The 23,583-nt window shown below is 71.6% G+C and carries 19 protein-coding genes; 11 read left to right on the top strand and 8 right to left on the bottom strand.

Annotation, left to right across the window (positions count from 1 at the left end; all coding sequences use genetic code 11):
* Nucleotides 1-113 precede the first annotated feature (113 nt).
* Nucleotides 114-701: a Fur family transcriptional regulator gene (locus tag AC07F0_RS38330; RefSeq protein WP_478984804.1), complete on the top strand. Its 588-nt coding sequence runs from the start codon at nt 114-116 to the stop codon at nt 699-701.
* On the opposite strand, the gene AC07F0_RS38325 is transcribed toward AC07F0_RS38330, so the two are convergent.
* Together AC07F0_RS38325 and AC07F0_RS38320 are read right to left on the bottom strand one after the other, a co-directional pair.
* The gene (locus tag AC07F0_RS38325) at nt 588-1,400 is read right to left on the bottom strand and encodes a class I SAM-dependent methyltransferase (RefSeq protein ID WP_478984803.1); all 813 of its coding nucleotides are present in this window, start codon (nt 1,398-1,400) and stop codon (nt 588-590) included. The two genes, AC07F0_RS38330 and AC07F0_RS38325, sit on opposite strands and share 114 nt — an antisense overlap.
* Nucleotides 1,401-1,467: 67 nt before the next feature.
* Nucleotides 1,468-2,508, bottom strand: a complete 1,041-nt coding sequence (locus AC07F0_RS38320; RefSeq protein ID WP_478984859.1) for a LacI family DNA-binding transcriptional regulator — start codon at nt 2,506-2,508, stop codon at nt 1,468-1,470.
* Nucleotides 2,509-2,821: 313 nt separating this feature from the next.
* Here AC07F0_RS38320 and AC07F0_RS38315 point away from each other — a divergent pair, with 313 nt between their 5' ends.
* The 6 genes from AC07F0_RS38315 (at nt 2,822) to AC07F0_RS38290 (ending at nt 9,065) form a co-directional block, all read left to right on the top strand.
* Nucleotides 2,822-4,126, top strand: coding sequence for an ABC transporter substrate-binding protein (locus AC07F0_RS38315; protein WP_478984802.1), 1,305 nt, complete (start codon nt 2,822-2,824; stop codon nt 4,124-4,126).
* Nucleotides 4,127-4,137: 11 nt separating this feature from the next.
* The gene (locus AC07F0_RS38310; RefSeq protein ID WP_478984800.1) at nt 4,138-5,202 is read left to right on the top strand and encodes a carbohydrate ABC transporter permease; all 1,065 of its coding nucleotides are present in this window, start codon (nt 4,138-4,140) and stop codon (nt 5,200-5,202) included.
* Complete coding sequence (locus AC07F0_RS38305) at nt 5,199-6,032, top strand: carbohydrate ABC transporter permease (RefSeq protein ID WP_478984798.1); 834 nt, start codon at nt 5,199-5,201, stop codon at nt 6,030-6,032. The genes AC07F0_RS38310 and AC07F0_RS38305 overlap by 4 nt, the downstream gene beginning before the upstream one ends.
* Before the next feature lie 25 nt (nt 6,033-6,057).
* The gene (locus AC07F0_RS38300; RefSeq protein ID WP_478984796.1) at nt 6,058-7,698 is read left to right on the top strand and encodes a glycoside hydrolase family 13 protein; all 1,641 of its coding nucleotides are present in this window, start codon (nt 6,058-6,060) and stop codon (nt 7,696-7,698) included.
* Nucleotides 7,699-7,719: 21 nt separating this feature from the next.
* Nucleotides 7,720-8,547, top strand: a complete 828-nt coding sequence (locus tag AC07F0_RS38295) for a helix-turn-helix domain-containing protein (RefSeq protein WP_478984795.1) — start codon at nt 7,720-7,722, stop codon at nt 8,545-8,547.
* A gap of 65 nt (nt 8,548-8,612) precedes the next feature.
* A complete protein-coding gene (locus tag AC07F0_RS38290) occupies nt 8,613-9,065 on the top strand; it encodes a VOC family protein (protein WP_478984793.1) in 453 nt (150 codons plus the stop codon).
* Nucleotides 9,066-9,083: 18 nt separating this feature from the next.
* Here AC07F0_RS38290 and AC07F0_RS38285 read toward each other — a convergent pair whose 3' ends face one another.
* A complete protein-coding gene (locus AC07F0_RS38285) occupies nt 9,084-10,616 on the bottom strand; it encodes an MFS transporter (RefSeq protein WP_478984857.1) in 1,533 nt (510 codons plus the stop codon).
* Nucleotides 10,617-10,915: 299 nt separating this feature from the next.
* Here AC07F0_RS38285 and AC07F0_RS38280 point away from each other — a divergent pair, with 299 nt between their 5' ends.
* Together AC07F0_RS38280 and pntB are read left to right on the top strand one after the other, a co-directional pair.
* Nucleotides 10,916-12,472 carry a Re/Si-specific NAD(P)(+) transhydrogenase subunit alpha gene (locus AC07F0_RS38280; RefSeq protein ID WP_478984791.1) on the top strand — a complete coding sequence of 519 codons (1,557 nt, stop codon included), beginning with the start codon at nt 10,916-10,918 and terminating at the stop codon, nt 12,470-12,472.
* A 6-nt stretch (nt 12,473-12,478) separates the two neighbouring features.
* A complete protein-coding gene (pntB, locus tag AC07F0_RS38275; RefSeq protein WP_478984789.1) occupies nt 12,479-13,906 on the top strand; it encodes a Re/Si-specific NAD(P)(+) transhydrogenase subunit beta in 1,428 nt (475 codons plus the stop codon).
* A gap of 174 nt (nt 13,907-14,080) precedes the next feature.
* Here pntB and argG read toward each other — a convergent pair whose 3' ends face one another.
* From argG to AC07F0_RS38255, 4 genes are all read right to left on the bottom strand, one after another.
* Nucleotides 14,081-15,535 (bottom strand): argininosuccinate synthase, encoded by a 1,455-nt coding sequence (gene argG, locus AC07F0_RS38270; protein WP_478984787.1) that lies wholly within the window; start codon nt 15,533-15,535, stop codon nt 14,081-14,083.
* 72 nt (nt 15,536-15,607) lie between these two features.
* Complete coding sequence (gene meaB, locus AC07F0_RS38265) at nt 15,608-16,600, bottom strand: methylmalonyl Co-A mutase-associated GTPase MeaB (protein ID WP_478984786.1); 993 nt, start codon at nt 16,598-16,600, stop codon at nt 15,608-15,610.
* The gene (gene scpA, locus AC07F0_RS38260) at nt 16,597-18,789 is read right to left on the bottom strand and encodes a methylmalonyl-CoA mutase (RefSeq protein ID WP_478984785.1); all 2,193 of its coding nucleotides are present in this window, start codon (nt 18,787-18,789) and stop codon (nt 16,597-16,599) included. Before scpA ends, meaB begins: the two co-directional genes overlap by 4 nt.
* Nucleotides 18,786-20,597, bottom strand: a complete 1,812-nt coding sequence (locus tag AC07F0_RS38255) for a methylmalonyl-CoA mutase family protein (RefSeq protein ID WP_478984784.1) — start codon at nt 20,595-20,597, stop codon at nt 18,786-18,788. Before AC07F0_RS38255 ends, scpA begins: the two co-directional genes overlap by 4 nt.
* Nucleotides 20,598-20,783: 186 nt before the next feature.
* Here AC07F0_RS38255 and AC07F0_RS38250 point away from each other — a divergent pair, with 186 nt between their 5' ends.
* The gene (locus AC07F0_RS38250; RefSeq protein WP_436726306.1) at nt 20,784-21,749 is read left to right on the top strand and encodes a YihY/virulence factor BrkB family protein; all 966 of its coding nucleotides are present in this window, start codon (nt 20,784-20,786) and stop codon (nt 21,747-21,749) included.
* Nucleotides 21,750-21,781: 32 nt separating this feature from the next.
* Here AC07F0_RS38250 and AC07F0_RS38245 read toward each other — a convergent pair whose 3' ends face one another.
* Entirely contained in the window at nt 21,782-22,207 is a 426-nt protein-coding gene (locus AC07F0_RS38245; protein WP_478984782.1) for a DUF6003 family protein, read from the bottom strand.
* A gap of 128 nt (nt 22,208-22,335) precedes the next feature.
* Between AC07F0_RS38245 and AC07F0_RS38240 the strand changes: the two genes are divergently transcribed.
* Nucleotides 22,336-23,448: a winged helix DNA-binding domain-containing protein gene (locus AC07F0_RS38240; protein ID WP_478984781.1), complete on the top strand. Its 1,113-nt coding sequence runs from the start codon at nt 22,336-22,338 to the stop codon at nt 23,446-23,448.
* Nucleotides 23,449-23,583 lie beyond the last annotated feature (135 nt).

Below are 23,583 nucleotides of genomic sequence, written 5' to 3'. Positions count from 1 at the left end.
GTTTGCGCAGGCGCCGACACATGGGCGGGCCCCGAGCCGGTCATCGCGGTGAAAATCATGTTCACCTAGCATGGGAGGCCGATGACCGCGCCGGCCGAGCAAGGAGTCCAGTGATGGGCGAAGCGGAGGAGAGCCCTGCCGTGGAGCGCGTCCACCCGCCGGGGCTGCGCAGTACGTGGCAGCGCCGGGCTGTGCTCGATGTCCTCGGCGGCTGCCGGGAGTTCGTCTCCGCACAGGAACTGCACGCGCTGCTGGCCGACTGCGGCAGCACCGTCGGGCTCACCACCGTCTATCGCACCCTGCGCGAACTGGACCGCGCCGGGTTGGTGGACGTCGTGCGCGACGAGGGCGGTGAGCGGCTCTACCTGGGGCGGCCGGCCGGCGGGCACCGTCACTACCTCATCTGCCGCCGCTGCGGGCGCAGCCGGCCCGTGGACGCGGAGGCCGTCGAGGAGTGGGCCGACAGGCTCGCCGAGACCACGGGCTACACGGAGCTGGAGCACACCCTCGAACTGAGCGGCGTCTGCGGCCCCTGCGGGCGTGGGCCGGCCGCGGCCTCCTGCCCGCCGCCCCGCCCGGCCGGCCGGTCAGCCGGGGAAGCGGGCCGTCCCCGTCAGGACGCGTACGTCGAGGTCGGTGACCGAGTCGGCGGTGAGCCGGGCGGTGAACTCGGCCCGCACCCGCTCGACGGCGACCGGTGACAGCCCGTCCAGCATCCGGCGCGTCCCGCTTCCGGTGGCCAGCGTCCACCCCGTCTCCGGGGACAGCGGAGCCTCGAAGCGCCGCTGGACGACCCGGGGTTCGCTCCCGCCCAGGCCCGTCAGCCAGGCCGCGAGGGTGCCGGCGGTGTCGATCCGGGCCAGCTGGTCCATCTGCGGCGGGCGGGGCAGATCGCGCTGCGTCAGGACCGCGCCCCGGAACGCCGCCTGCCAGCCGCCGAGCGCGCCCTTCTCCCAGACCGTCACGACGAACCGGCCCCCGGGGCGCAGCATCCGCGTCAGCGCGGCCGAGTCCCGGTCCATGTCCGGGAAGAAGAACACCCCGAGCCCGCACTGCACGACGTCGTAGCCGGGGCCGGGCACGGGCCACGAGGTGACCTCGTGGCGGTGGAAGCGGATGTTCGCCAGGCCCTCCTCGCGTGCCCTGCGCTCCCCGATCGCCAGCAGCCCGTCCGCGAGGTCCACGGCGTCCACCCGGCCCGCCGCCCCCACGGCCCGCGCGGCCGGCAGCGCCGACGCCCCCGCCCCGCAGCAGGCGTCCAGCACCGACTCACCGCCGGTCAGGCCGGCCACGTCCGCCGTCGCCTCGCCGACCGGGTCCCACAGCACCCGCGACCAGCTGTGGAACTCCTGCGCCCCCGCGCTGAAGACGTCCCCCACGGTGTTCTCTCCGGTGGTCATACGCAACCGCCCCCTCGTTTTCGGCCGAGTCTAGGCCGGGGGCGTCTTGCGGGCACGGCGCCTGACGTCAGGCCGGCGGCAGCCGGGACAGCTTCTCGGCTGTGCTCCGCGGCACGGGAGGCGGGGCGGTGGTCGTGCGGGGGATCACATGGGTGGGCAGTACGACGTGCTGCTCGCGGTCCCCGCCGGGGCCGTTGACGAGTGACAGCGCGAGCGCGCCGGCCTCCCGGCCGATGGCCGAGGGCGACTGGGCCACGGTCGTCAGATCGAACCACTGGGCCACCGGCTGGTCGTCGAAGCCGATCACGGACACCTGCCCGGGCACCTCGACGCGCGTCGCGCGCAGCGTCCAGATCACGGCGACGGCCACCTCGTCCTGCTCGGCGAAGACCGCGGTGGGCGGCTCCCGCAGCCCCAGCAGCCTGCCGACGGCCTCGGCGGCGCCCCGCTTGTCGCCCGCCGGGGTGGCGACCACGAGGTCGTCGTCCAGGGGCAGCCCCGCCTCGGCCAGCGCCTGCCGGTAACCCACCAGCCGCTCCTGCGAACTGAAGGAGAAGCCGCCCGTGCCCACCGTCCGTACGTAGGCGATCCGGCGGTGGCCGAGGTTGAGCAGATGCCGGGTGCCGCGCAGGGCGCCCGCCACGTCGTCGACGTAGACGCTCGGGCGGCCGTCGACGTGCTGGCTGACGTACACGACCGGCATGCCCAGGCTGTCCAGGCGGGCGGTCTCCTCCTCGGTGAGGTCGAAGGAGAACACCAGCAGCGCGTCCGCGTTGCGCCGCGCGGGGAGACGCTCGAAGAACGCCGTGCGCTCGGCCATGCCGGGGATCACATAGACCGTCAGTTCCATGCCGGCCGCCCGCAGGACGAGGGCGAGACCCGACAGGGCCGCGCCCACGAACCACGAACTGAGCGTGGGCACCAGCACCGCGACGTTGCACGTCCTGCCCGTCACCAGGCTCGCGGCATGGCGCGAGACCGCGAAGTTCAGCTCCCGGGCGGCCTGTTCGACGCGGGCGCGGACCTCCGGCGAGACGGTGGACAGCCCGCGCAGCGTGCGCGAGACCGTGGAGGTGGAGACCCCGGCCCGTTCGGCGACGTCAGCCATCGTGGGGTGCCGCTGACCTGGTGGCATGCGCCGGACGCTAGCACAGGAACCCTGCGCTCCATGGCACTTGATGGCAGCGCTGTCTCACCTGATTCTTGCCTTCTTACCACGTCGCAACGCATTGACTTCGCGGACTGGCGCTCCTAGCGTGCAAACGTTGTCTCGACAGGTTCGAAGTCGCCCCGGAGGGACGCCTCTTGTCCGCTGTGAACTGCGGTTTTTATCAGCGGAATGCCGTGGCAACGCAATCTCATGACCAAAGCCATTCCGGGGGAACAGACACGACGTCGGTCCATCACGACCAGGAGAGACAGTGAAGACCAGCACCGCCAGAGCGATTCAGTGTTCCGCAGCGCTCACCGCCGCCGGACTCCTCCTCACCGCCTGCGGCTCGTCCGGCGGCAGCGACTCAGGCCAGTCCACGCAGGCCGCGCCTGCGTCGTTCAAGGGCCGCGGCCCCATCACGTACGTCGCCGGCAAGGACACCACCGGCACCGTCCAGACGATCATCAACCGCTGGAACAAGGCGCACCCCAAGGAGAAGGTCACCTTCATCCAGCTGCCGACGGACGCCGACTCGCAGCGCCAGCAGATGATCCAGAACGCGGAGACGAAGTCCGACGCCTACACGGTGCTCGCCACCGACGTCGTGTGGACGTCGGAGTTCGCCGCCCACCAGTGGATCGAGCCGCTGCCCGCGAAGCAGTTCCCGCTCGGCAACATGCTCCAGCCGGTCGTGCAGACCGGCCAGTACCGCGGCAAGCTCTACGCCGTCCCCGCCAGCTCCAACGGCGGCCTGCTGTTCTACCGCACCGACCTGCTGAAGAAGGCCGGCATCACCCGGTCCCCCACCACCTGGGCCCAGCTGACCGCCGACTGCGCCAAGGTGAAGAAGCTCCCCGAGGCGAAGAACATGTCGTGCTACGCCGGGCAGTTCCAGAAGTACGAGGGACTGACGGTGAACTTCGCCGAGGCCGTGAACTCCGCCGGCGGCAAGATCGTCGATGCCGGCGGCAAGCCCGACGTCGACACCCCGCAGGCCAAGAAGGGCCTGGACTTCCTCGTCAACTCCTTCAAGGACAAGACGATCCCCAAGGAGGCCATCACCTACCAGGAGGAGGACGGCCGCCAGGCGTTCCAGGCAGGCAAGCTGATCTTCCTGAACAACTGGCCCTACGTGTACTCCCTCGCCCAGAAGAGCGCCATCAAGGGCAAGTTCGCCGTCGCACCCCTGCCCGGGCTGACGGGCCCCGGCGCCTCCAGCCTCGGCGGCTCCAACCTGGCCCTGTCGTCCTTCGCCAAGAACAAGGCCACGGCACTGGATTTCATGAAGTTCTTCACCAGCGAGGAGAGCGCGACCTACTTCCTCAAGAACGCCTCCCTCGCCCCGCCCTACGCCGACCTCTACGACAACGCGTCCCTGGACAAGCAGTATCCGTACCTGCCCGACCTCAAGCAGTCGATCACGAAGGCCGTGCCGCGCCCGCGCGTCGTGCAGTACGGGGACGTGACCGCCGCGATCCAGAACGAGGTCTACGCCGCGCTCACCGGGAAGAAGAGCAGCGCACAGGCACTGAAGGACCTCCAGGGGGACCTTCAGAAGCTGACGGCGCAGTGAGGCCGCGGGTCATGGCCGGCACCGCGATCCCGCCCGACACCGCCCCGCACGCGCCCGGGACGGCGGCCGCCCGCCGCCCCGGGCGGCCCCCGGCCCCCGAACGCCCCCGGCGCCGCCGCCCCCGGGCCACCGCGGGCACCGGCCGCCTGGCCGCGCTCCTCGTCTCCCCGACGCTGCTGGTGCTGACGGTCGTCGTGCTCTACCCGACGCTCATGGCACTCGACGAGTCCCTGTACGGGCCGAAGGGGCTGGACCCGAAGACCGGGTTCATCAGCAACACCGAGCCGTTCGTCGGGCTGAAGAACTACACCGACATCTTCACCCAGGCCGGCGACCGCTTCTGGAACGCCTTCTGGAACACCACCTTCTTCACCGCCGTCACGGTGTCGCTGGAGACCGTGATCGGCGTCGCCATGGCACTGATCATGCACCGGGCCTTCCGGGGCCGGTCCCTGGTGCGGGCCGGCATCCTCGTCCCTTGGGCGATCCCCACGGCCATCTCCGGACTGCTCTGGAAGTGGATCTTCAACGCCGACGGGATCGCCAACGTCCTCCTCGGCCACCAGGTCCTGTGGACCGCCGACGGTTTCTCCGCCAAGATCGCGGTCGTCATCGCCGACGTGTGGAAGACCGCCCCCTTCATCGGCCTGCTGGTCCTGGCCGGCCTCCAGGTGATCCCGAAGGAGGTCTACGAGGCGGCCCGGCTCGACGGGGCGAGCGCCCTCCAGCAGTTCTGGCGCATCACCCTGCCGCTGGTGAAGCCCGCGCTGATGGTCGCGGTGCTGTTCCGCTGTCTGGACGCGCTGCGGATGTTCGACCTGCCCTACATCCTCATCGGCGCCCAGAAGGGCTCCGTCGAGACGCTGTCGATGCTCGCGCAGAACGAGGCCTCCAACGTCCGCTTCGGACCGGCCTCCGCCTACGCGGTGCTCCTCTTCCTCTACGTCTTCCTCATCGCGCTCGCCTTCGTCCGGTTGCTCGGCGCCGACCTCATCGGGGGCGTCGGCGGGACGAAGAAACGCAAGAGCCACGCCGTCGCAACGCCGCGCCGCCGCGTCCGGGAGGTGACGGCATGACCCTCACGGCCAAGTGGCGGCAATGGCTGCCCTATCTGGGCATCGCCCTGGTGGTGGTCTACTGCCTGGCCCCCTTCTACTGGATGCTGGTCTCCAGCCTCCGCAGCACCGGCGACATCTTCAGCACCTCCCTGTTCCCCTCCCCGGTGTCGCTCGAGAACTACCGGTCCGTGTTCAGCCCGGGCCAGGGCTTCACCAGGGCCCTGCTCAACAGCCTGATCGTCGCCGGCGTCACGACGGCGCTGTCGCTGCTGCTGGCCACGTTCACCGCGTACGCGATGGCCCGGCTGGAGTTCCGTTTCAAGCGGCTGATCCTCACGCTGATCATCGCCACCTCGATGTTCCCGGTGGTGTCGATCGTCGTGCCGCTGCTGAAGCTGTTCACCGACATCGGCTGGATCAACACCTACCAGTCCATGATCGTGCCCAGCATGTCCTTCACGCTGCCGCTGGCGGTGTGGAACCTGACCACGTTCTTCCGGCAGATGCCCGACGAGCTGGAACACGCCGCCATGGTCGACGGCTGCACCCGCGGCCAGGCCTTCCGCAAGGTCATCGTCCCGCTCGCCGCGCCGGGCATCTTCACCACCGCGATCATCACCTTCATCGCCGCCTGGAACGAGTTCCTCATCGCCCTGTCGATGACCAACAAGCCGAGCATGCAGACCGCGACCGTCGCCATCTCCAAGTTCTCGGGAGCGACGACGTACCAGACGCCGTTCGGCAGTCAGATGGCCGCGGGCGTCGTGGTGACCATTCCGCTGGTCGTGATGGTGCTGCTGTTCCAGCGCCGTATCGTCGCCGGGCTCACGGCCGGTGCCGCGAAGTGACCACCCGTCTTCCACAAGGAGCCATGTGTCCCCCACCGCCCCCTGGTGGCGCAGTGCCGTCATCTACCAGGTCTACATCCGCAGTTTCGCCGACGGCGACGGCGACGGCGTCGGCGACATCGCCGGCATCCGCTCCCGCCTGCCGTACCTGAAGTCCCTCGGCGTGGACGCCGTCTGGATCAACCCCTGGTACAAGTCGCCGATGGCCGACCACGGTTACGACGTCGCCGACTTCCGCGCCATCGACCCCCGCTTCGGCACCCTGGCCGACGCCGAACAGCTCATCGCCGAAGCACACGCGCACGGGATCCGCGTCATCCCCGACATCGTGCCCAACCACACCTCCCACCAGCACGCCTGGTTCCAGGCCGCGCTGACGGCAGGTCCCGGCAGCCCGGAACGCGAGCGCTACGTCTTCCGCCCCGGCCGCGGACCCGACGGCACCCAGCCCCCCAACGACTGGGTGTCCTGCTTCGGCGGCCCGGCCTGGACCCGGCTGCCCGACGGCGACTGGTACCTGCACCTGTTCGCACCCCAGCAGCCCGACCTCAACTGGCAACACCCCGAGGTGCGGGCCGAGTTCGAGTCGATCCTGCGGTTCTGGTTCAGCCGGGGCGTCGACGGCTTCCGCATCGACGTCGCCCACGGCCTGATCAAACACCCCGAACTGCCCGACCTGCCGCCCCGCCGCGACGAGGCGAACGGTCCGGTCCGGCAGCACGTCGACCACCCGCACTGGGACCGCGACGAAGTGCACGAGATATACCGGGCCTGGCGCAAGGTCGCCGACGAGTTCCCCGGCGACCGCTCCTTCGTCGCCGAGGCCTGGGCCGACACCCCCGAACGCCTCGCCGCCTACGTCCGCCGGGACGGCCTGCACACCGCCTTCAACTTCGACTTCCTCATGTGCGGCTGGGACGCCAAGGACCTGCGCGCGGTCATCGACGACTCCCTCGCCATGCTGAGCTCCGTCGGCGCCCCCGCCACCTGGGTGCTGTCCAACCACGACGTCATGCGCCACCCCAGCCGCTACGGCCGTACCGCCGCGCGGAGCTGGATGGCCAACGCGCGGTTCGAACCCGACGGCTCCCTCGACCTGGAGCTCGGCACCCGGCGTGCCCGGGCCGCCGCCCTGCTGATGCTCGCCCTGCCCGGCGGCGCCTACGTCTACCAGGGCGAGGAACTCGGCCTCCCCGAGGTCGAGGACCTGCCCGAATCCGCCCTCCAGGACCCGATCTGGGAACGCTCGGGCCACACCGACCGCGGCCGTGACGGCTGCCGCGTCCCGATCCCCTGGTCGGGCCAGGCCACTCCCTACGGCTTCAGCCCCGACGACACCACGGCCGACCCCTGGCTGCCCCAGCCCGCCGACTGGGCCGCACTCAGCGTCGAGGCCCAGACCGGCGACCCCGCCTCCATGCTGGAGCTCTACCGCACGGCCCTGCGCATCCGCCGCGAGCACCCCGCCCTCGGCGACGGCACGATGACCTGGCTGGACGCCCCGGAGGGCGTGCTGTCCTTCAGCCGCGAACCGGGGTTCCTGTGCGTGGTCAACCTCTCGACGGAGCCGTGCAAGCTGCCCGCACACACCGAGCTTCTCCTGGCCAGCGGGCCGCTTGATGACGGCCTGCTGGGGCCCGACCAGGCGGTGTGGCTGGCGGTGTAGCGGGGATCCTAGGCTGGGCGTATGGCTCGCACGGCGGAGGAGATCCCCGTCTCGCTCACGGTCCGGCCGTCGGCGCCGGCGCTCGCGCCGCTGATCGGTGCGCTCGGCTATGTCGAGGGACGGTTCGCGCACCCCGCCGAGCTGTCCCTGCCGACGGGCGGGGCCCAGCTGTTGGTGAACCTCGACGGGGACGTCCTGGGCTCGTCGGACAGGCGGACCCGGGGTGCGGCCCTGCAGGGGCCGTACACGGGGCCGGCGGTGATCGACCCGGCGCAGCAGCGCGCGGTCCTGTGGGTGGCGTTTCGGCCCGCGGGGGCGTATCCGTTCCTCACCGTTCCGGTCAGCGCGGTCCGTGACCGGCTCGCCGGGCTCGACGAGCTGTGGGGCGCGGACGGTGCGGTGCTGCGCGAGCGGCTGCTTCAGGCCATGGCCGCCGGAGGCCCGCACGCATGTCTGCGGGAGCTGGAGACGGTCCTGCTGCGGCGGGCGGAACGTGCCCTGGAGCCCGACCCGGCGATCCGTCTCGCCGCGGTGCTGCTCGACCGCGGAACGCCGGTGGGCGAGGTCGCCGACCAGCTCGGCTGGACCTCCCGGCGGCTGGCCCGCAGGGTCACCGAACAGCTGGGACTCCCGCCGAAGCGGTATGCGCGGGTACGGCGTTTCCAGCGGCTGCTGGGCCATGTGAACGCGGGGTCCGGGGAGCCGGACTGGGCGCTCCTCGCCGCCGAGTGCGGCTACCACGACCAGGCGCATCTGATCCGCGAGTTCCGCGCGCTCGCCGGGATCACCCCGACCGCGTACGCGCCGCGCTCGCCCCGGGAACGCAACCACGTTCCGCTCGACGGGTGACGGGTCCTGCCCGGCCGGCCGTTTTCTACAATCCACGGCCGCCCGGACCCGGCCATCGTGAAGGCATGACGAACACAGACGACAAGCCGTCCCTCACCCGGCTCTACGCCCGCCTCGTGGTCTCCGACGGGCCCCGGGCGATCGACTTCTACCGGACCGCGTTCGGCGCCGAGGAGATCGAGCGGTACACCGGCCCCGACGGCAAGATCGTGCACGCCATGCTGCGGCTCGGCGGCGCGGTGATCGCGGTCAAGGACGCCGACGCAAGCGATCCGGCGCCGGACTCGCTCGGCGGCAGCCCGGTGATCATGGCACTGGACGTGGCCGACGCCGACGCCGTGGCCGAGGCCATGCTGCGGGGCGGGGCGAGCGTGGTGTACCCGGTCGCCGACCAGCACTACGGGCAGCGCGGCGGCCGTCTCGCCGATCCGTTCGGCCATCTCTGGATGATCTCCCAGACGATCGAGGAGCTGACCCCACAGGAGATCCAGAAGCGCACGACCGGCCTGTTCACCTGACGAGTTCCCGCGCGGCGGTCAGCGTGTCCGCCCGACCGGCTCGCCCTTCTCCGCCGCCGTGGTGGCCGCCCGGCCGCCCGGGTGGCGCAGGGCGCACAGGAAGCCGATGCCCAGGGCGATGGCCATGCCGTAGAACACCCACTGGTTGGCCTCGGCGAAGTCCATGCGGACGGCGCTCATCGCGTCCCGTGTCGCCTCGGCGGCGGGGCCGGTGCCGGTGGGCGGCCGGGAGTCGCCGTTGCCCGTGACCGACTCGGTGATGTCCCGGGCCACGGCGTCCGCGTCGCCGGCGGGCATGCCGCGGGACCGCAGGGTCTGCACCACCTTTTCGGTCGTGACGTGGGTCAGGACCGTGCCGTAGACGGCCAGGCCCACGCTCGCCGCGTAGTTGCGCACGGTCTGGGTGATACCGGTGACCTCGCCGTAGGAGGCGCCGATGGCCCGGTTGACGGCGTCCGTCGAGGCGGGCGCGAGGACGAAGCCGATCCCCGCCCCGGCGAGGGCCGCGTAGGGCCACTGGTCGTGCATGGACAGGTCGGTGAGCTTGTTCGCCCACAGGGCGAACCCGGCGCAGCCCACCGCGGTGCCCAGTTTCAGGGCCGGACGCGCGCCCTGCTTGTCGAGGATCCGGCCGCCCCACTGCGAGGCGATCGCGAAGCCCGCGAAGAAGTACAGCAGGAACAGGGCCGCCTGGTTCGGCGAGGCGCTCAGGGAGACCTGGGCGTACACCGAGCTGAAGAAGAACACCGGGACGAAGGCGAGCATCGCGAAGAACAGCACCGCCGCGTCCACGGTGAACGCCTTGTCGCGGAAGACCCGCAGGTCGATCAGCGGATGCCGGACCTGGCGCTCGTACCGGACGAACCCGTAGAGCACCGCCAGGCCGCCCGCGACGCACACCCAGGTCGCCCAGCTGTCCCAGCCCCAGGACCAGGCCTGCTGGAAGCCGAGGACGCTCAGCCCCATGCCGGCCGCGATCAGGGCGGCGCCGGGGACGTCCAGGGTGCCGGACCGCCGCCGGTCGGAGAGGTGCGCCAGGGACGTGAGGACCAGCGCCACGATCGCCACCGGCACGTTGACCCAGAACACGGCCCGCCACGTCCAGGCCGTGAGCCAGCCGCCCAGCAGCGGGCCCAGGGCCGTCAGGGCGCCGGAGACACCGAAGAACAGGGCGAGAGCGCGTCCGCGTCGCTCGACCGGGAACACCGCCACGACCACGGCGAGCGCCGCGGGGAAGAGCAGCGCGGCCCCGAGTCCCTGGGTGGCACGGAACACGATCAGCCAGGCCTGCGCGGCGCCGCCCGCCGGGACACAGCCGCACAGCACCGACGACACGACGAACACCACCGTGCCGATGACGACGATCCGGCGAGGGCCGTAGAGGTCCGCGAGACGCCCGCCGAGGGCGAAGAACGCCGCCAGGGACAGCAGGTAGGCGTTCACCACCCACTGCATGCCGGACGACGACAGACCCAGTTCGCGGACGATGTCCGGTGCCGCGATGGACACGATCGTCTGGTCGATGAAGGTCATGGCGACGGCGAACATCATCGCCGCCAGCGCCACAGTCTGCTGCGGCACCGTTCGGGAGGGGGCCGCGGTCCCGTCGCGCCCCGGGCGCGTGCTGCTCACGGATTCAGTCTGCGCCCCGCGTGGCCGTGACGCATCACAAGCCCCTTCCGACCCAGGGGTCACACCGACTACCCCTGAATGCGCCTCACGGCAACCCCCCGGCGATGTGAGGACGGCCTCGTCGGCCATGTGACCACGGCCCGCCGCCTATGCCGCGTCGAAGGTGCAGGATGCGGGCACCAAGGAGGACAGGCACCCCAACGACGGAGAGGGAGACGATGGTCCCAGCGGAACCGGAACCCCAGCGGATCGGCGTACCCGCCGAGTCCACTGCGGGCGAGACCAGGGTGGCGGCGACGCCGGCCACCGTGGGAAGACTTGCCGCGCTCGGCTACGAGGTGGTGGTCGAACCGGGGGCGGGAGCCTCGTCCCGCTTCTCCGACGCGGCCTACGAGGAGGCCGGAGCCCGGCTCGGCGACCCGTGGCAGGCGGAGATCGTGCTCAAGGTGAACGGCCCCTCCAGTGAGGAGATCGGCCGGCTGCGGGACGGGGCGACGCTGATCGCCCTGATCGGCCCCGCTCTGCACCCGGAACTGGTCGACGAACTGGCGCGGCGACCGATCACCGTGCTCGCCATGGACGCCGTGCCGCGCATCTCGCGCGCCCAGTCCCTGGACGTGCTCAGCTCGATGGCGAACATCGCCGGATACCGGGCCGTGGTCGAGGCCGCGCACGCCTTCGGCCGGTTCTTCACCGGCCAGGTGACCGCCGCCGGCAAGGTGCCGCCGGCCAAGGTGCTCGTGGCCGGTGCCGGTGTGGCCGGGCTCGCCGCGATCGGCGCCGCCCGCAGCCTCGGTGCCGTGGTCCGCGCCACCGACCCCCGGCCCGAGGTCGCCGAGCAGGTCCGCTCGCTGGGCGGGGAGTTCCTGTCGGTGGGCGTCGAGCAGGAGGTGAGCACCGACGGCTACGCGCGGGCCACCTCGGAGGACTACGACCGGCTCGCCGCGCAGCTGTACTCCGAGCAGGCCGCCGACGTCGACATCATCATCACCACCGCGCTCATCCCGGGCCGCCCGGCGCCGCGGCTGATCACCGCCGAGGACGTCGCACGGATGAAGCCCGGCAGCGTGATCGTCGACATGGCGGCGGCCCAGGGCGGCAACGTCGAGGGCACGGTCGCCGGGAAGGCCGTCGTCACCGACAACGACGTGACGATCATCGGCTACACCGACCTGCCCGGCAGGCTCCCCGCACAGGCCTCGCAGCTGTACGGCACCAACGTCGTCAACCTGATGAAGCTGCTCACCCCGGGCAAGGACGGCCGGCTCGTCCTGGACTTCGACGACGTGGTGCAGCGGTCGATGACCGTGGTCCGCGACGGCGAGAAGACGTGGCCACCGCCCCCCGTCCAGGTGTCCGCCGCACCGGCGCCCGCCCCCGCGTCCGCCGGCGGCACGCAGCCGGCCGCGCCACCGTCGAAGCCCGCACGCCCCGCGTGGTCCTCGTACGCCCTCGTCGGCGCCGGGGCGCTCGCGCTGTTCCTGGTGACGGCCTTCTCGCCGAGCGAACTCATCGGCCACTTCACGGTGTTCGTGCTGGCGATCGTCATCGGCTTCTACGTCATCGGCAACGTGCACCACGCGCTGCACACCCCGCTGATGTCGGTCACCAACGCCATCTCCGGGATCGTCGTGGTCGGCGCGCTGCTCCAGATCGGGCACGGGAACACCGCCGTCACCGTGCTGTCGTTCGCCGCGATCCTGCTGGCGAGCATCAACATCTTCGGCGGATTCGCCGTCACCCGCCGGATGCTCGGCATGTTCTCGAAGGGCTGATCACGGATGACCACAGTCACGGCCTCAGAAGCCGCCTACGTCGTCGCCGCGCTGCTGTTCATCCTCAGCCTCGCCGGGCTCTCGCAGCACCGGACCTCCCGCTCGGGAGTCGTCTGGGGCATCGCGGGCATGGTCGTCGCGCTGGCCGCCACCGTCGGCCTCGCGTCGAAGGACATCACCGCCACCGGTCTCGTGCTGATCGCCGTCGCCACCGCCATCGGCGCGGGCATCGGACTGTGGCGGGCACGGGTGGTCGAGATGACCGGCATGCCCGAGCTGATCGCCATCATGCACAGCCTCGTCGGCCTCGCCGCCGCGTTCGTCGGCTGGAACGGCTACCTCGACGTCGACGCCGAGCTCACCGGTTCGCTGCTCGGCATCCACCACGCCGAGGTGTTCATTGGGGTGTTCATCGGTGCCGTCACCTTCACGGGTTCCGTCGTCGCGTACCTGAAGCTCTCGGCACGCATCGACTCCCGCCCGCTCACGCTGCCCGGCAAGCACGTCCTGAACATCGGGGCCCTGGTCGCCTTCGTCGGGCTGACCATCGCGTTCGTGGCACGCCCGAACCTGGGTCTGCTCATCGCGGTCACCGTCATCGCCCTCGCCCTGGGCGCGCACCTGGTCGCCTCCATCGGCGGCGGTGACATGCCGGTGGTCGTCTCCATGCTCAACAGCTACTCCGGCTGGGCCGCCGCCGCCTCGGGCTTCCTGCTCGCCAACAACCTGCTGATCGTCACCGGCGCGCTGGTCGGCTCCTCCGGTGCCTACCTGTCGTACATCATGTGCAAGGCGATGAACCGCTCCTTCATCTCGGTGATCGCGGGCGGCTTCGGCACCCCGGCGGCGGCCGACGACGGCGAGCACGGGGAGCACCGGGAGATCAGCGCGGAGGAGACCGCGGAACTCCTGCGCGACGCCTCTTCAGTGATCATCACGCCGGGCTACGGCATGGCGGTCGCTCAGGCCCAGTACCCGGTCGCCGAGCTGGCGCGCAAGCTGCGCGAGCGGGGCGTCGAGGTGCGCTTCGGCATCCACCCCGTCGCCGGCCGGCTTCCCGGGCACATGAACGTGCTGCTCGCCGAGGCGAACGTGCCGTACGACATCGTCCTGGAAATGGACGAGATCAACGACGACTTCGCCGGCACCTCGGTCGTCCTGGTCATCGGCGCCAACGACACGGTCAACCCGGCCGCCACCGACAACCCGGCCAGCCCCATCGCCGGGATGCCGGTGCTGCACGTGTGGGAGGCGGCCAACGTGGTCGTCTTCAAGCGGTCGATGGCCGCCGGGTACGCGGGTGTCCAGAACCCGCTGTTCTTCCGGGAGAACAGCCAGATGCTCTTCGGCGACGCCAAGCAGCGCGTGGAGGACATCCTGCGCAGCCTCGACGCCCTCGACACACCGGTCCGGGAGATGGCCGGGACGCGCTGAGGGGCGGTCGGTCCGCGGCCTGCGCAGGGTGGACCGCCGCCCTGCGCAGCAGTCCGGGTCCGTGCCGCACGTCCTTGCCGGCCAGGCCGGGAGAGCCGGGACACGCGGAAGGCCGGCCCGGGTGCCGGGCCGGCCTTCCGCGTGACGCCCCGCGTCACGGGACACCGCAAGCGATCAGTCCGTGCCGGAGTCCATCGCGGCGCGGTCCAGCCACGCGTCCTCCTCGGAGACCGCACCCCGGGAGGCGATGGCCTCGGCGCCGCCCTGCGGCAGCTCCGGCATGGTGCCGATCAGCCCGGTCGCGGCCGCCTGGGAGGCGCCGATGGTCGGGCTGCCGGTGCCGATCAGGCCGATGCCGGCGTACTGCTCCAGCTTGGCGCGCGAGTCGGCGATGTCCAGGTTGCGCATGGTGAGCTGGCCGATCCGGTCCACCGGGCCGAACGCGGAGTCCTCCGTGCGCTCCATGGACAGCTTGTCCGGGTGGTAGCTGAACGCCGGGCCGGTCGTGTCGAGGATCGAGTAGTCCTCACCGCGCCGCAGCCGCAGCGTCACCTCGCCGGTGACGGCCGCGCCGACCCACCGCTGGAGCGACTCGCGGATCATCAGCGCCTGCGGGTCCAGCCAGCGGCCCTCGTACATCAGCCGGCCGAGCCGCCGTCCCTCGGAGTGGTACTGGGCGAGGGTGTCCTCGTTGTGGATCGCGTTGACCAGACGCTCGTACGCGGCGTGCAGCAGGGCCATGCCCGGGGCCTCGTAGATGCCGCGGCTCTTGGCCTCGATGATCCGGTTCTCGATCTGGTCCGACATGCCCAGGCCGTGCCGGCCGCCGATGGCGTTGGCCTCCATGACCAGGTCGACGGGGGAGGAGAACTCCTTGCCGTTGATCGTCACGGGGCGGCCCTGTTCGAAGCCGATCGTCACGTCCTCGGTGGCGATGTCGACCTCGGGGTCCCAGAACTTCACGCCCATGATCGGCTCGACGGTCTCGACGCCGGTGTCGAGGTGCTCCAGGGTCTTCGCCTCGTGCGTGGCGCCCCAGATGTTGGCGTCGGTGGAGTACGCCTTCTCCGTGCTGTCGCGGTAGGGCAGCCCGTGGGCGAGCAGCCACTCCGACATCTCCTTGCGGCCGCCGAGCTCGGTCACGAACGCCGCGTCCAGCCAGGGCTTGTAGATCCGCAGGTGCGGGTTGGCGAGCAGGCCGTAGCGGTAGAACCGCTCGATGTCGTTGCCCTTGAAGGTCGAGCCGTCGCCCCAGATCTGGACGTCGTCCTCGAGCATCGCGCGCACCAGCAGCGTGCCCGTGACGGCACGGCCGAGCGGCGTGGTGTTGAAGTACGCCCGCCCGCCCGAGCGGATGTGGAACGCGCCGCAGGTCAGCGCCGCCAGGCCCTCCTCGACCAGCGCGGCACGGCAGTCGACCAGGCGCGCGATCTCGGCCCCGTAGGTCTTCGCACGGCCGGGCACCGACGCGATGTCGGGCTCGTCGTACTGGCCGATGTCGGCGGTGTAGGTGCACGGGACGGCGCCCTTGTCGCGCATCCACGCGACCGCGACGGAGGTGTCGAGACCGCCCGAGAAGGCGATGCCGACGCGCTCGCCGGCGGGCAGGGAGGTGAGGACCTTGGACATAGAAAGAGTATGTATCACTTTGCATAGTCATGCAAGCCGGGTGTGCGGAATCGCCATCCGTGCCGTTTCCGCTCAGGAACTCTCCGAGCCGGAACCTCCGAGAGCCCCCAGGATCCGCTCCGCCGCCAGCGTCGGCGTCAGCTCGCCCTCCCTGACCCGCCGCTCCAGCAGCGGCGCCAGCGCCCGCACCGCCGGGTTGGCGTGCAGGCGCCCGAGGAGCTCGTCGCGGACCATGGTCCACGTCCAGTCGACCTGCTGGTCGCGGCGCTTGGCGGTGAGGCGGCCGGTGGAGTCCAGCAGCGTGCGGTGCTGTTCCAGGCGCTCCCACACCGTGTCCAGGCCGCTCGACTCACGGGCGCTGCAACTGAGCACGGGCGGGGCCCAGAACGCGTCCTTGCCGTGCATCAGCCGCAGCGCGCCCGCCAGCTCCCGCGCGGCGGCACGGGCGTCGCGCTCGTGCGGGCCGTCCGCCTTGTTCACGGCGATCACGTCGGCCAGTTCCAGGACACCCTTCTTGATGCCCTGGAGCTGGTCGCCCGTGCGGGCGAGGGTGAGCAGCAGGAAGGAGTCGACCATGTTCGCGACCGCGGTCTCGGACTGCCCGACGCCGACCGTCTCCACCAGGACCACGTCGTAGCCCGCCGCCTCCATCACCACGATCGACTCACGGGTCGCCTTGGCGACGCCGCCCAGCGTGCCCGCGGTGGGGGAGGGGCGGACGAACGCCGCCGGGTCCACGGCCAGCCGTTCCATCCGCGTCTTGTCGCCGAGGATCGAGCCGCCGGTACGGCTGGAGGACGGGTCGACGGCGAGCACCGCCACCCGGTGCCCGAGCCCTGTCAGCATCGAGCCGAACGCGTCGATGAACGTCGACTTGCCCACACCGGGCACCCCGCTGACCCCGATCCGCCGGGCCCGCCCGCTGTGCGGCAGCAGCGCGGTCAGCAATTCCTGGGCCAGCACCCGGTGCTGGGGGCGGGTCGACTCGACGAGCGTGATGGCCCGGGCGATGATCGCCCGCTTCCCGTCGAGTACGCCCTTCACATACGCGTCGACATCGATCACAGGTCGTGCCCGAGTCCGTCCGACAGCCGCTTCACCAGGTCGTACGCCGCGTCCGGGATCACCGTCCCGGGCGGGAAGACCGCCGCCGCGCCCATCTCCAGCAGCGTCGGCACGTCCTGCGGCGGGATCACCCCGCCGACCACGATCATGATGTCCTTGCGCCCCTCCTCGGCCAGCGCCTCGCGCAGCGCCGGTACGAGGGTGAGGTGACCGGCCGCCAGCGACGAGACGCCGACGATGTGCACGTCCGCCTCGACGGCCTGCCGCGCCACTTCGGCCGGGGTCTGGAACAGCGGGCCGACGTCCACGTCGAAACCGAGGTCGGCGAAGGCGGTCGCGATCACCTTCTGGCCGCGGTCGTGGCCGTCCTGGCCCATCTTCGCGACCAGGATGCGCGGGCGACGGCCCTCGGCCTCCTCGAAGTCGGAGACCAGGGCGCGGGTGCGGTCCACGGACGGGGACTCCCCTGCTTCGTTGCGGTACACGCCGGAGATCGTACGGATCTGGCTCGCGTGCCGGCCGTACACCTTCTCCAGGGCGTCGGAGATCTCCCCGACGGTGGCCTTCGCGCGGGCCGCGCGCACCGCCAGCTCCAGCAGGTTGCCCTCGCCGGCGGCGGCCCGGGTCAGCGCGTCCAGCGCGTCCTGGCAGGCCGTCTCGTCCCGCTCCGCGCGCAGCCGCCGCAGCTTCTCGATCTGCTGGGCGCGCACGGAGGAGTTGTCGACCTTCAGGACGTCGATCTGCTCGTCGGTCTCGACGCGGTACTTGTTGACGCCGATGACCGGCTGCCGGCCGGAGTCGATCCGGGCCTGGGTGCGGGCCGCGGCCTCCTCGATGCGCAGTTTGGGGATGCCCGCGTCGATGGCCTTGGCCATGCCGCCCGCGGCCTCGACCTCCTGGATGTGCTGCCAGGCCCGCCGGGCCAGGTCGTACGTCAGCTTCTCCACGTACGCGCTGCCGCCCCACGGGTCGATCACGCGGGTCGTGCCGGACTCCTGCTGGAGCAGCAGCTGCGTGTTGCGGGCGATCCGCGCCGAGAAGTCGGTGGGCAGGGCCAGCGCCTCGTCGAGGGCGTTGGTGTGCAGCGACTGCGTGTGGCCCTGGGTGGCCGCCATGGCCTCGACGCAGGTGCGCGTCACGTTGTTGAACACGTCCTGGGCGGTCAGCGACCAGCCGGAGGTCTGCGAATGAGTACGCAGGGACAGGGACTTGGCGTTCTGCGGGTCGAACTGCCTGACCAGTTTCGCCCACAGCAGGCGCGCCGCCCGCAGCTTGGCGACCTCCATGAAGAAGTTCATGCCGATCGCCCAGAAGAACGACAGCCGGGGTGCGAACGCGTCCACGTCCAGGCCGGCTTCACGGCCCGCCCGGATGTACTCCACGCCGTCCGCGAGCGTGTACGCCAGCTCCAGGTCGGCCGTCGCGCCCGCTTCCTGGATGTGGTAGCCGGAGATGGAGATGGAGTTGTAGCGCGGCATCCGCTGCGAGGTGAAGGCGAAGATGTCGGAGATGATCCGCATCGACGGCTTCGGCGGATAGATGTAGGTGTTGCGGACCATGAACTCCTTGAGGATGTCGTTCTGGATGGTCCCCGCCAGCTTCTCCGGCGGCACGCCCTGCTCCTCCGCCGCCACGATGTACAGCGCCAGCACCGGCAGCACGGCGCCGTTCATCGTCATCGACACGGTCATCTTGTCCAGCGGAATGCCGTCGAACAGCTGCCGCATGTCGTAGATCGAGTCGATGGCCACGCCCGCCATGCCGACGTCACCGGTCACGCGCGGGTGGTCGCTGTCGTAACCCCGGTGCGTGGGCAGGTCGAAGGCGACGGACAGGCCCTTCTGCCCGGCCGCGAGGTTGCGCCGGTAGAAGGCGTTGGACTCCTCGGCCGTGGAGAAACCGGCGTACTGGCGGATCGTCCAGGGCTGGTTGACGTACATCGTCGGGTACGGGCCCCGCAGATACGGCGCCGCGCCCGGGTACGTCTCCAGGAAGTCCAGGCCCTCCAGGTCACGCCCGGTGTACAGCGGCTTGACGGCGATGCCCTCCGGGGTCTCCCAGAGCAGGTCGTCCCCGCCGGAGGCGTTCTTGACGGCCGAACGCCACTCGTCGGGGCCGCCGTCGGCGGCCGGGACGCCCAGCTCGACCCCGGAGAAGTCGGGGACGGACGGGCCGGAAGGGGCGGTCATCGGGACACTCCCATGCGGTCGAGGGTCGCGGACAGCACGGCCACGGCGTCGCAGCCCGCGAAGACGTACGCGTCGACACCCGGGTACTCCCCGGGCCGCCCGGCGAGGAACACGTGCGAGGCGCCCGCCTCCTTCAGCTCCGCGGCCCGGGCCGCCGCCTGCTCCTCGTACAGGGCGTCACTGGAGCACAGCACGGCCTCCGTCGCGCCGCTCTCCGCGAACGTGCCCTCGGTGACCGGCTCGATGCCGCCCGCCTGGAACAGGTTCGAGGCGAAGGTCAGGCGTGCGGTGTGGGCGGCGGCGGGACCGAGCGCGGCGAGGTAGATCCGCGGCCGGGAGCCGGTTGCGGCGAGATGCGCGTCCGAGCGGGCCCGCAGCTCCTCGAAGGCCTCGTCGCGGCGTACCCGCGGCAGCCCGCCGGACGGCTGTTCCGGCGCGCTCTCGCGCACCACCGGCTTCTCCGCCAGGTACGGGAACTCGCTGACGCCCGTGATGGGTTCGCGCCGCTTGGCCAGCCTGCCGGTGCGCGCCTGCCAGGTCTGCGCGAGGTCCCGCTCGACCTCTCCGGAGCGCAGCGCGGCCGCCATGCCGCCGAGCCGCTCGATCCGCTGGAAGAACTCCCAGCCCGCGTGGGCGAGTTCGTCCGTGAGCCGCTCCACGTACCAGGAGCCGCCCGCCGGGTCGATCACCCGGGCCAGGTGGGACTCCTCGATGAGGATGGTGGAGGTGTTGCGGGCGATGCGGCGCGCGAACGCGTCCGGCAGGCCGAGGGCGTGGTCGAAGGGCAGCACGGTCACCGCGTCGGCCCCGCCCGCCCCGGCGGCCAGCGTGGCGATGGTCGTGCGCAGCATGTTCACCCACGGGTCGCGGCGCGTCATCATCACCGGGGACGTCACGACGTGCTGGAGCTGCGCCCCCGCACGCGGCGCCCCGCAGACCTCGGCGACCCGCGCCCACAGCCGGCGCGCCGCCCGCAGCTTGGCGATGGTGAGGAACTGGTCGGCGGTCGCCGCGTACCGGAACTCCAGCTGCCCACAGGCCTGTTCGACGCTCAGCCCGGCCCCGGTCAGCTCCCGCAGGTACGCCACCGCCGTGGCCAGCGAGCAGCCAAGCTCCTGGGCGGCCGAGCCGCCGGCCTCGTGGTACGGCAGCGCGTCCACGGTCAGCGCCCGCAGCCCCGGGTACCCCTCGGCACACCGCCGTGCGAGCTCCACCGCCGCAGCGACGTCGCCCGGCTGTCCGCTCCGGGCTTCGTGCCCCAGCGGATCCGCGCCCAGATTGCCGCGCGCCACCCCCTGGGCGACACCGCGCTCCTCGTACAGCCGCAGCAACTCCCGCGCGGCGGCGCCGGAGTCACGCCCCGCGTCGAGGACGACCGGGGCGAGGTCGAGATGGACGCCGCCGAGGACCCGGCCGAGCTCCGGCACCGGGATGCCGCCTTCCCCCACGGCCAGCCACAGGGAGGTGACGCCGTTCTCCAGATCCGCGAGCACCGCGCCACCGTCGGCCACCGCGTGCCGCTGCCGTACGTCCCAGCCGCCGAGCGTGTTCCCTTCGGCCCGGCCGCCCCGAACGAAGGGAGTGAACCCGGGCAGGCCCGGCTCGGGCGCGGTGTCGTGCGCGGTGTAGAGAGGCCGGGTGCGCAGCCCGTCCTCCAGCGCGGTGGACAGGGCTTCCTCGGCCTCGGCGCCCTCCACTTCCTTGCCCGACTTGCGCAGCACACCCGCCACAAGGCGCTGCCACTGCTCATGGGGCACATCAGGGAAGTCGCCGGCCAGCTCGAGCCCGTCGTCAGGCAGGACCGTCATGCTCGGATGCTAGGACACGGACACAGAGGAGCAGCAGTGGACGAGGCTGTGACCTTTCCCTCGCCGTTTCTGTGATCCCGATCTCCCCTGAGGGGAGACGTTCACAAGGCAGCCGGACAGGGGGCCGCCTCCGGCAGGGAGCAGCCTCCGGCAGGGAGCCGCCCTACGACAAGGAGTGTGCACGCCATGGGTACCGCCGTCCACGTCCCGCAGACCCGGGACATGATCGGAGACGAGCTCTCCGGAGACGAGGCGTTCACCGCCCTGCGCCACTACGGAGGGCTGCGGCTGCTGACCGACTCCTTCGCACGGTTCCGGTACGCGGACGGCTTCACCAACGCGCGGGCCCTCGCCTTTCAGGTCGTGCTCGGGCTGGTCCCGTGCACCGTGGCGCTCGTCGGACTGGCCACGTCGGTGCACACGGAGGGTGTCGGCCGGGTCATCGAGGAGACGCTCGGCCGGATCGTGCCGGGGGCCAGCGCGCAGATCGTCGAGGACGCCTTCGAAGGGACGCGGCGCACCGCCCACGGCGACGTCTGGGGCACGCTCGCCCTGTGGCTCGGTCTGGGCTTCGCGCTGCTGAACCTCGCCTCGGCCATGGGCCAGATCGAGCGCGGCGCCAACCGCATCTACGGCATCGAGCGCGACCGTCCCTTCCCGCGCAAGTACGGGCGGGCGATCGTCCTCGCGTTCGCCGCCGGTCTGCCCCTGGTGCTGGGGTTCGCAGTACTGGTCGCCGGCGAGGCCGTGGGCGACGCCGTGGCGGACTCGGCGGGCTGGGAGGACAGCGGGTCGCGGTGGTGGGGTGTGCTCGACATCCCGGTGGGGCTCGCGCTGGCCTGGGTGGCCTCCGCCGTGATCTTCCGCTGGTCGCCGCGCCGCGTCCAGCCCGGCTACACCTGGCTCGCCTTCGGCTCGGCCGTGCATCTGCTGCTGTGGGTGTCGGCCACCTGGCTGCTCGCGCTGTACGTCGAGGAGAGCGGTGCCTTCGGCGCCGTGTACGGGCCGCTCACCGCCTTCATCGCCCTGCTGCTGTGGGCCAACCTCACCGCCGTCGCGCTCTTCCTCGGCATCGCGTTCGCCGCCCAGCTGGAAGCGGCCCGCGCCGGCATCGAGTCAGCCGTCCAGCCGGACCCGGGACCCGGCGCGTGAGCGCGGACGCCGGCCGAGCAGCCGCGGCGTCCTCAGCGGCTCGCCGCAGCGGTCACCGTCGCGGGGTCCACCCCGGTCAGTTCGACGATGCGGTGCGGTGTCACGCCGGCGGCCAGCGCGCGTCCGATCAGGCCGTCCCGCCCGTCCGCGCAGTCGCGGTAGGCGAGCAACTCCTCCTCGACCCGCGCGAGCGGCTCCGGTGCCATCCGGTGTCGGACCCGGCTCAGTTCCTCGTCGCTCAGCGGGACGGGCAGCCGTTCCGCTGACTCGGGAACGGCAGCCGTCTCCTCCGGCGGCAGCAGGCGCAGCTGCGGGGAGTCCGGCGTGCTTCCCTGAGCGTCCAGCCACGCGCGTACCGCGGGAGTCTCCATACAGGCGAGCTCCCCGACGGCGGCAGGGGCCACGCCGAGCCGCGCGGACGCGTCGTCAAGCAGGAACAGGCAGGCGTCGTCGGTCATCCTCGGCTCCTTCTCAACTGGGGGCTGATCGACGTCCCATTACCCCGCCGCGCCCGGAATACCGCCGGCTCCGGGAGTCTCGGCCATCGCGGCCAGAACCTGTCCGCGACTCTCGCTACCGTGCCCACATGACGAACACCAAGCGGAGCGTCACGGCACCCCACCTCGGTATCCGGGCCCTCAACCGCGCCACCCTCGACCGCCAGTTGCTCCTGCGCCCGGCCCGGCTCTCCGCCGCCGCGGCCGTCGAGCACCTGGTCGGTCTCCAGGCGCAGAGCGTCAAGCCCCCGTACTACGCGCTCGCCGCCCGCCTAGACGGATTCACCCCCGAGGCGCTGTCCGGGCTGATGGCCGACCGCGAGGTCGTCCGGATCGTCACCCTGCGTTCCACCATCCACACCCACACCGCGGACGACTGCCTGACCCTGCGTCCGCTGGTGCAGCCCGCCCGGGACCGGGAGTTGACGAACTTCCGCGAGGGACTCGCCGGTGTCGACCTGGACCGGCTCGCCGCCCTCGCCCGCGACCTCGTCGAGACCGAGCCCCGCACCATGAGGCAACTGCGCGAGGCCCTGCTCAAGGAGTGGCCCGACGCCGATCCGCAGGCCCTGTCCGTCGCCGCCCGGTGCCGGCTGCCGCTCGTGCAGGTGACCCCGCGCGGCCTGTGGGGCCGGAGCGGGCAGGTCAGTCTGACCACCGCCGAGCACTGGCTGGGCCGTCCCGCCGAACCGGCCGCCACGCCCGACGCGGTCGTCCTGCGCTACCTCGCCGCCTTCGGCCCGGCCTCCGTGCGGGACATGCAGACCTGGTCCGGACTGACCCGCCTGCGCGACGCCTTCGAACGTCTCCGGCCCCGGCTCGTGACCTACCGGGACGAGAGCGGCACCGAGCTCTTCGACCTCCCGGACGCCCCCCGCCCCGACCCGGACACCCCCGCCCCGCCCCGCTTCCTGCCCGAGTTCGACAACCTGCTGCTCTACCACGCCGACCGCACCCGCGTCGTCCCGCCCGAGTACCGGGGCCGCGCCTGGCAGGGCAACATCGCCCACCGCACCCTCCTCGTCGACGGATTCCTCGCGGGTCTGTGGCGACTGGAGGAGCACGCCCTCGTCATCGAGCCCTTCGGCCGGCTCACCGCGGCCCAGCGGGAGGAGGTCACCGCCGAGGGGGAGCGGATGCTGCGGACGATGCACCCGCAGACGTCGTACGACATCCGCTTCGGCGCCGTACGCGCCGCATGACCGCGGGGCCTGCCCCACGCATGGAGAGGGGGGGGGGGGGGGGGGGGGGGGGGGGGGGAAAAACACACCCCCCCCCCCCCCCCCCAAGGGTAGTGCGAGCCCTTTTCCGCTTCGCCCATCCTCTTCCTTTCTCCC

This window comes from Streptomyces sp. NPDC045955, assembly GCF_056430805.1.
Note: the sequence above shows the minus strand (reverse complement) of the source record. Positions and strands in the feature narration are given on the sequence as shown.

Bases quoted from the DNA above. Each gene is read 5' to 3' on its own strand.
- AC07F0_RS38330 (WP_478984804.1), top strand. From the start codon at position 114: ATGGGCGAAGCGGAGGAGAGCCCTGCCGTGGAGCGCGTCCACCCGCCG.
- AC07F0_RS38325 (WP_478984803.1), bottom strand. From the start codon at position 1,400: ATGACCACCGGAGAGAACACCGTGGGGGACGTCTTCAGCGCGGGGGCG.
- AC07F0_RS38320 (WP_478984859.1), bottom strand. From the start codon at position 2,508: ATGGCTGACGTCGCCGAACGGGCCGGGGTCTCCACCTCCACGGTCTCG.
- AC07F0_RS38310 (WP_478984800.1), top strand. From the start codon at position 4,138: ATGGCCGGCACCGCGATCCCGCCCGACACCGCCCCGCACGCGCCCGGG.
- AC07F0_RS38305 (WP_478984798.1), top strand. From the start codon at position 5,199: ATGACCCTCACGGCCAAGTGGCGGCAATGGCTGCCCTATCTGGGCATC.
- AC07F0_RS38295 (WP_478984795.1), top strand. From the start codon at position 7,720: ATGGCTCGCACGGCGGAGGAGATCCCCGTCTCGCTCACGGTCCGGCCG.
- AC07F0_RS38290 (WP_478984793.1), top strand. From the start codon at position 8,613: ATGACGAACACAGACGACAAGCCGTCCCTCACCCGGCTCTACGCCCGC.
- AC07F0_RS38285 (WP_478984857.1), bottom strand. From the start codon at position 10,616: ATGATGTTCGCCGTCGCCATGACCTTCATCGACCAGACGATCGTGTCC.
- AC07F0_RS38280 (WP_478984791.1), top strand. From the start codon at position 10,916: ATGGTCCCAGCGGAACCGGAACCCCAGCGGATCGGCGTACCCGCCGAG.
- pntB (WP_478984789.1), top strand. From the start codon at position 12,479: ATGACCACAGTCACGGCCTCAGAAGCCGCCTACGTCGTCGCCGCGCTG.
- argG (WP_478984787.1), bottom strand. From the start codon at position 15,535: ATGTCCAAGGTCCTCACCTCCCTGCCCGCCGGCGAGCGCGTCGGCATC.
- scpA (WP_478984785.1), bottom strand. From the start codon at position 18,789: ATGACCGCCCCTTCCGGCCCGTCCGTCCCCGACTTCTCCGGGGTCGAG.
- AC07F0_RS38255 (WP_478984784.1), bottom strand. From the start codon at position 20,597: ATGACGGTCCTGCCTGACGACGGGCTCGAGCTGGCCGGCGACTTCCCT.
- AC07F0_RS38250 (WP_436726306.1), top strand. From the start codon at position 20,784: ATGGGTACCGCCGTCCACGTCCCGCAGACCCGGGACATGATCGGAGAC.
- AC07F0_RS38245 (WP_478984782.1), bottom strand. From the start codon at position 22,207: ATGACCGACGACGCCTGCCTGTTCCTGCTTGACGACGCGTCCGCGCGG.
- AC07F0_RS38240 (WP_478984781.1), top strand. From the start codon at position 22,336: ATGACGAACACCAAGCGGAGCGTCACGGCACCCCACCTCGGTATCCGG.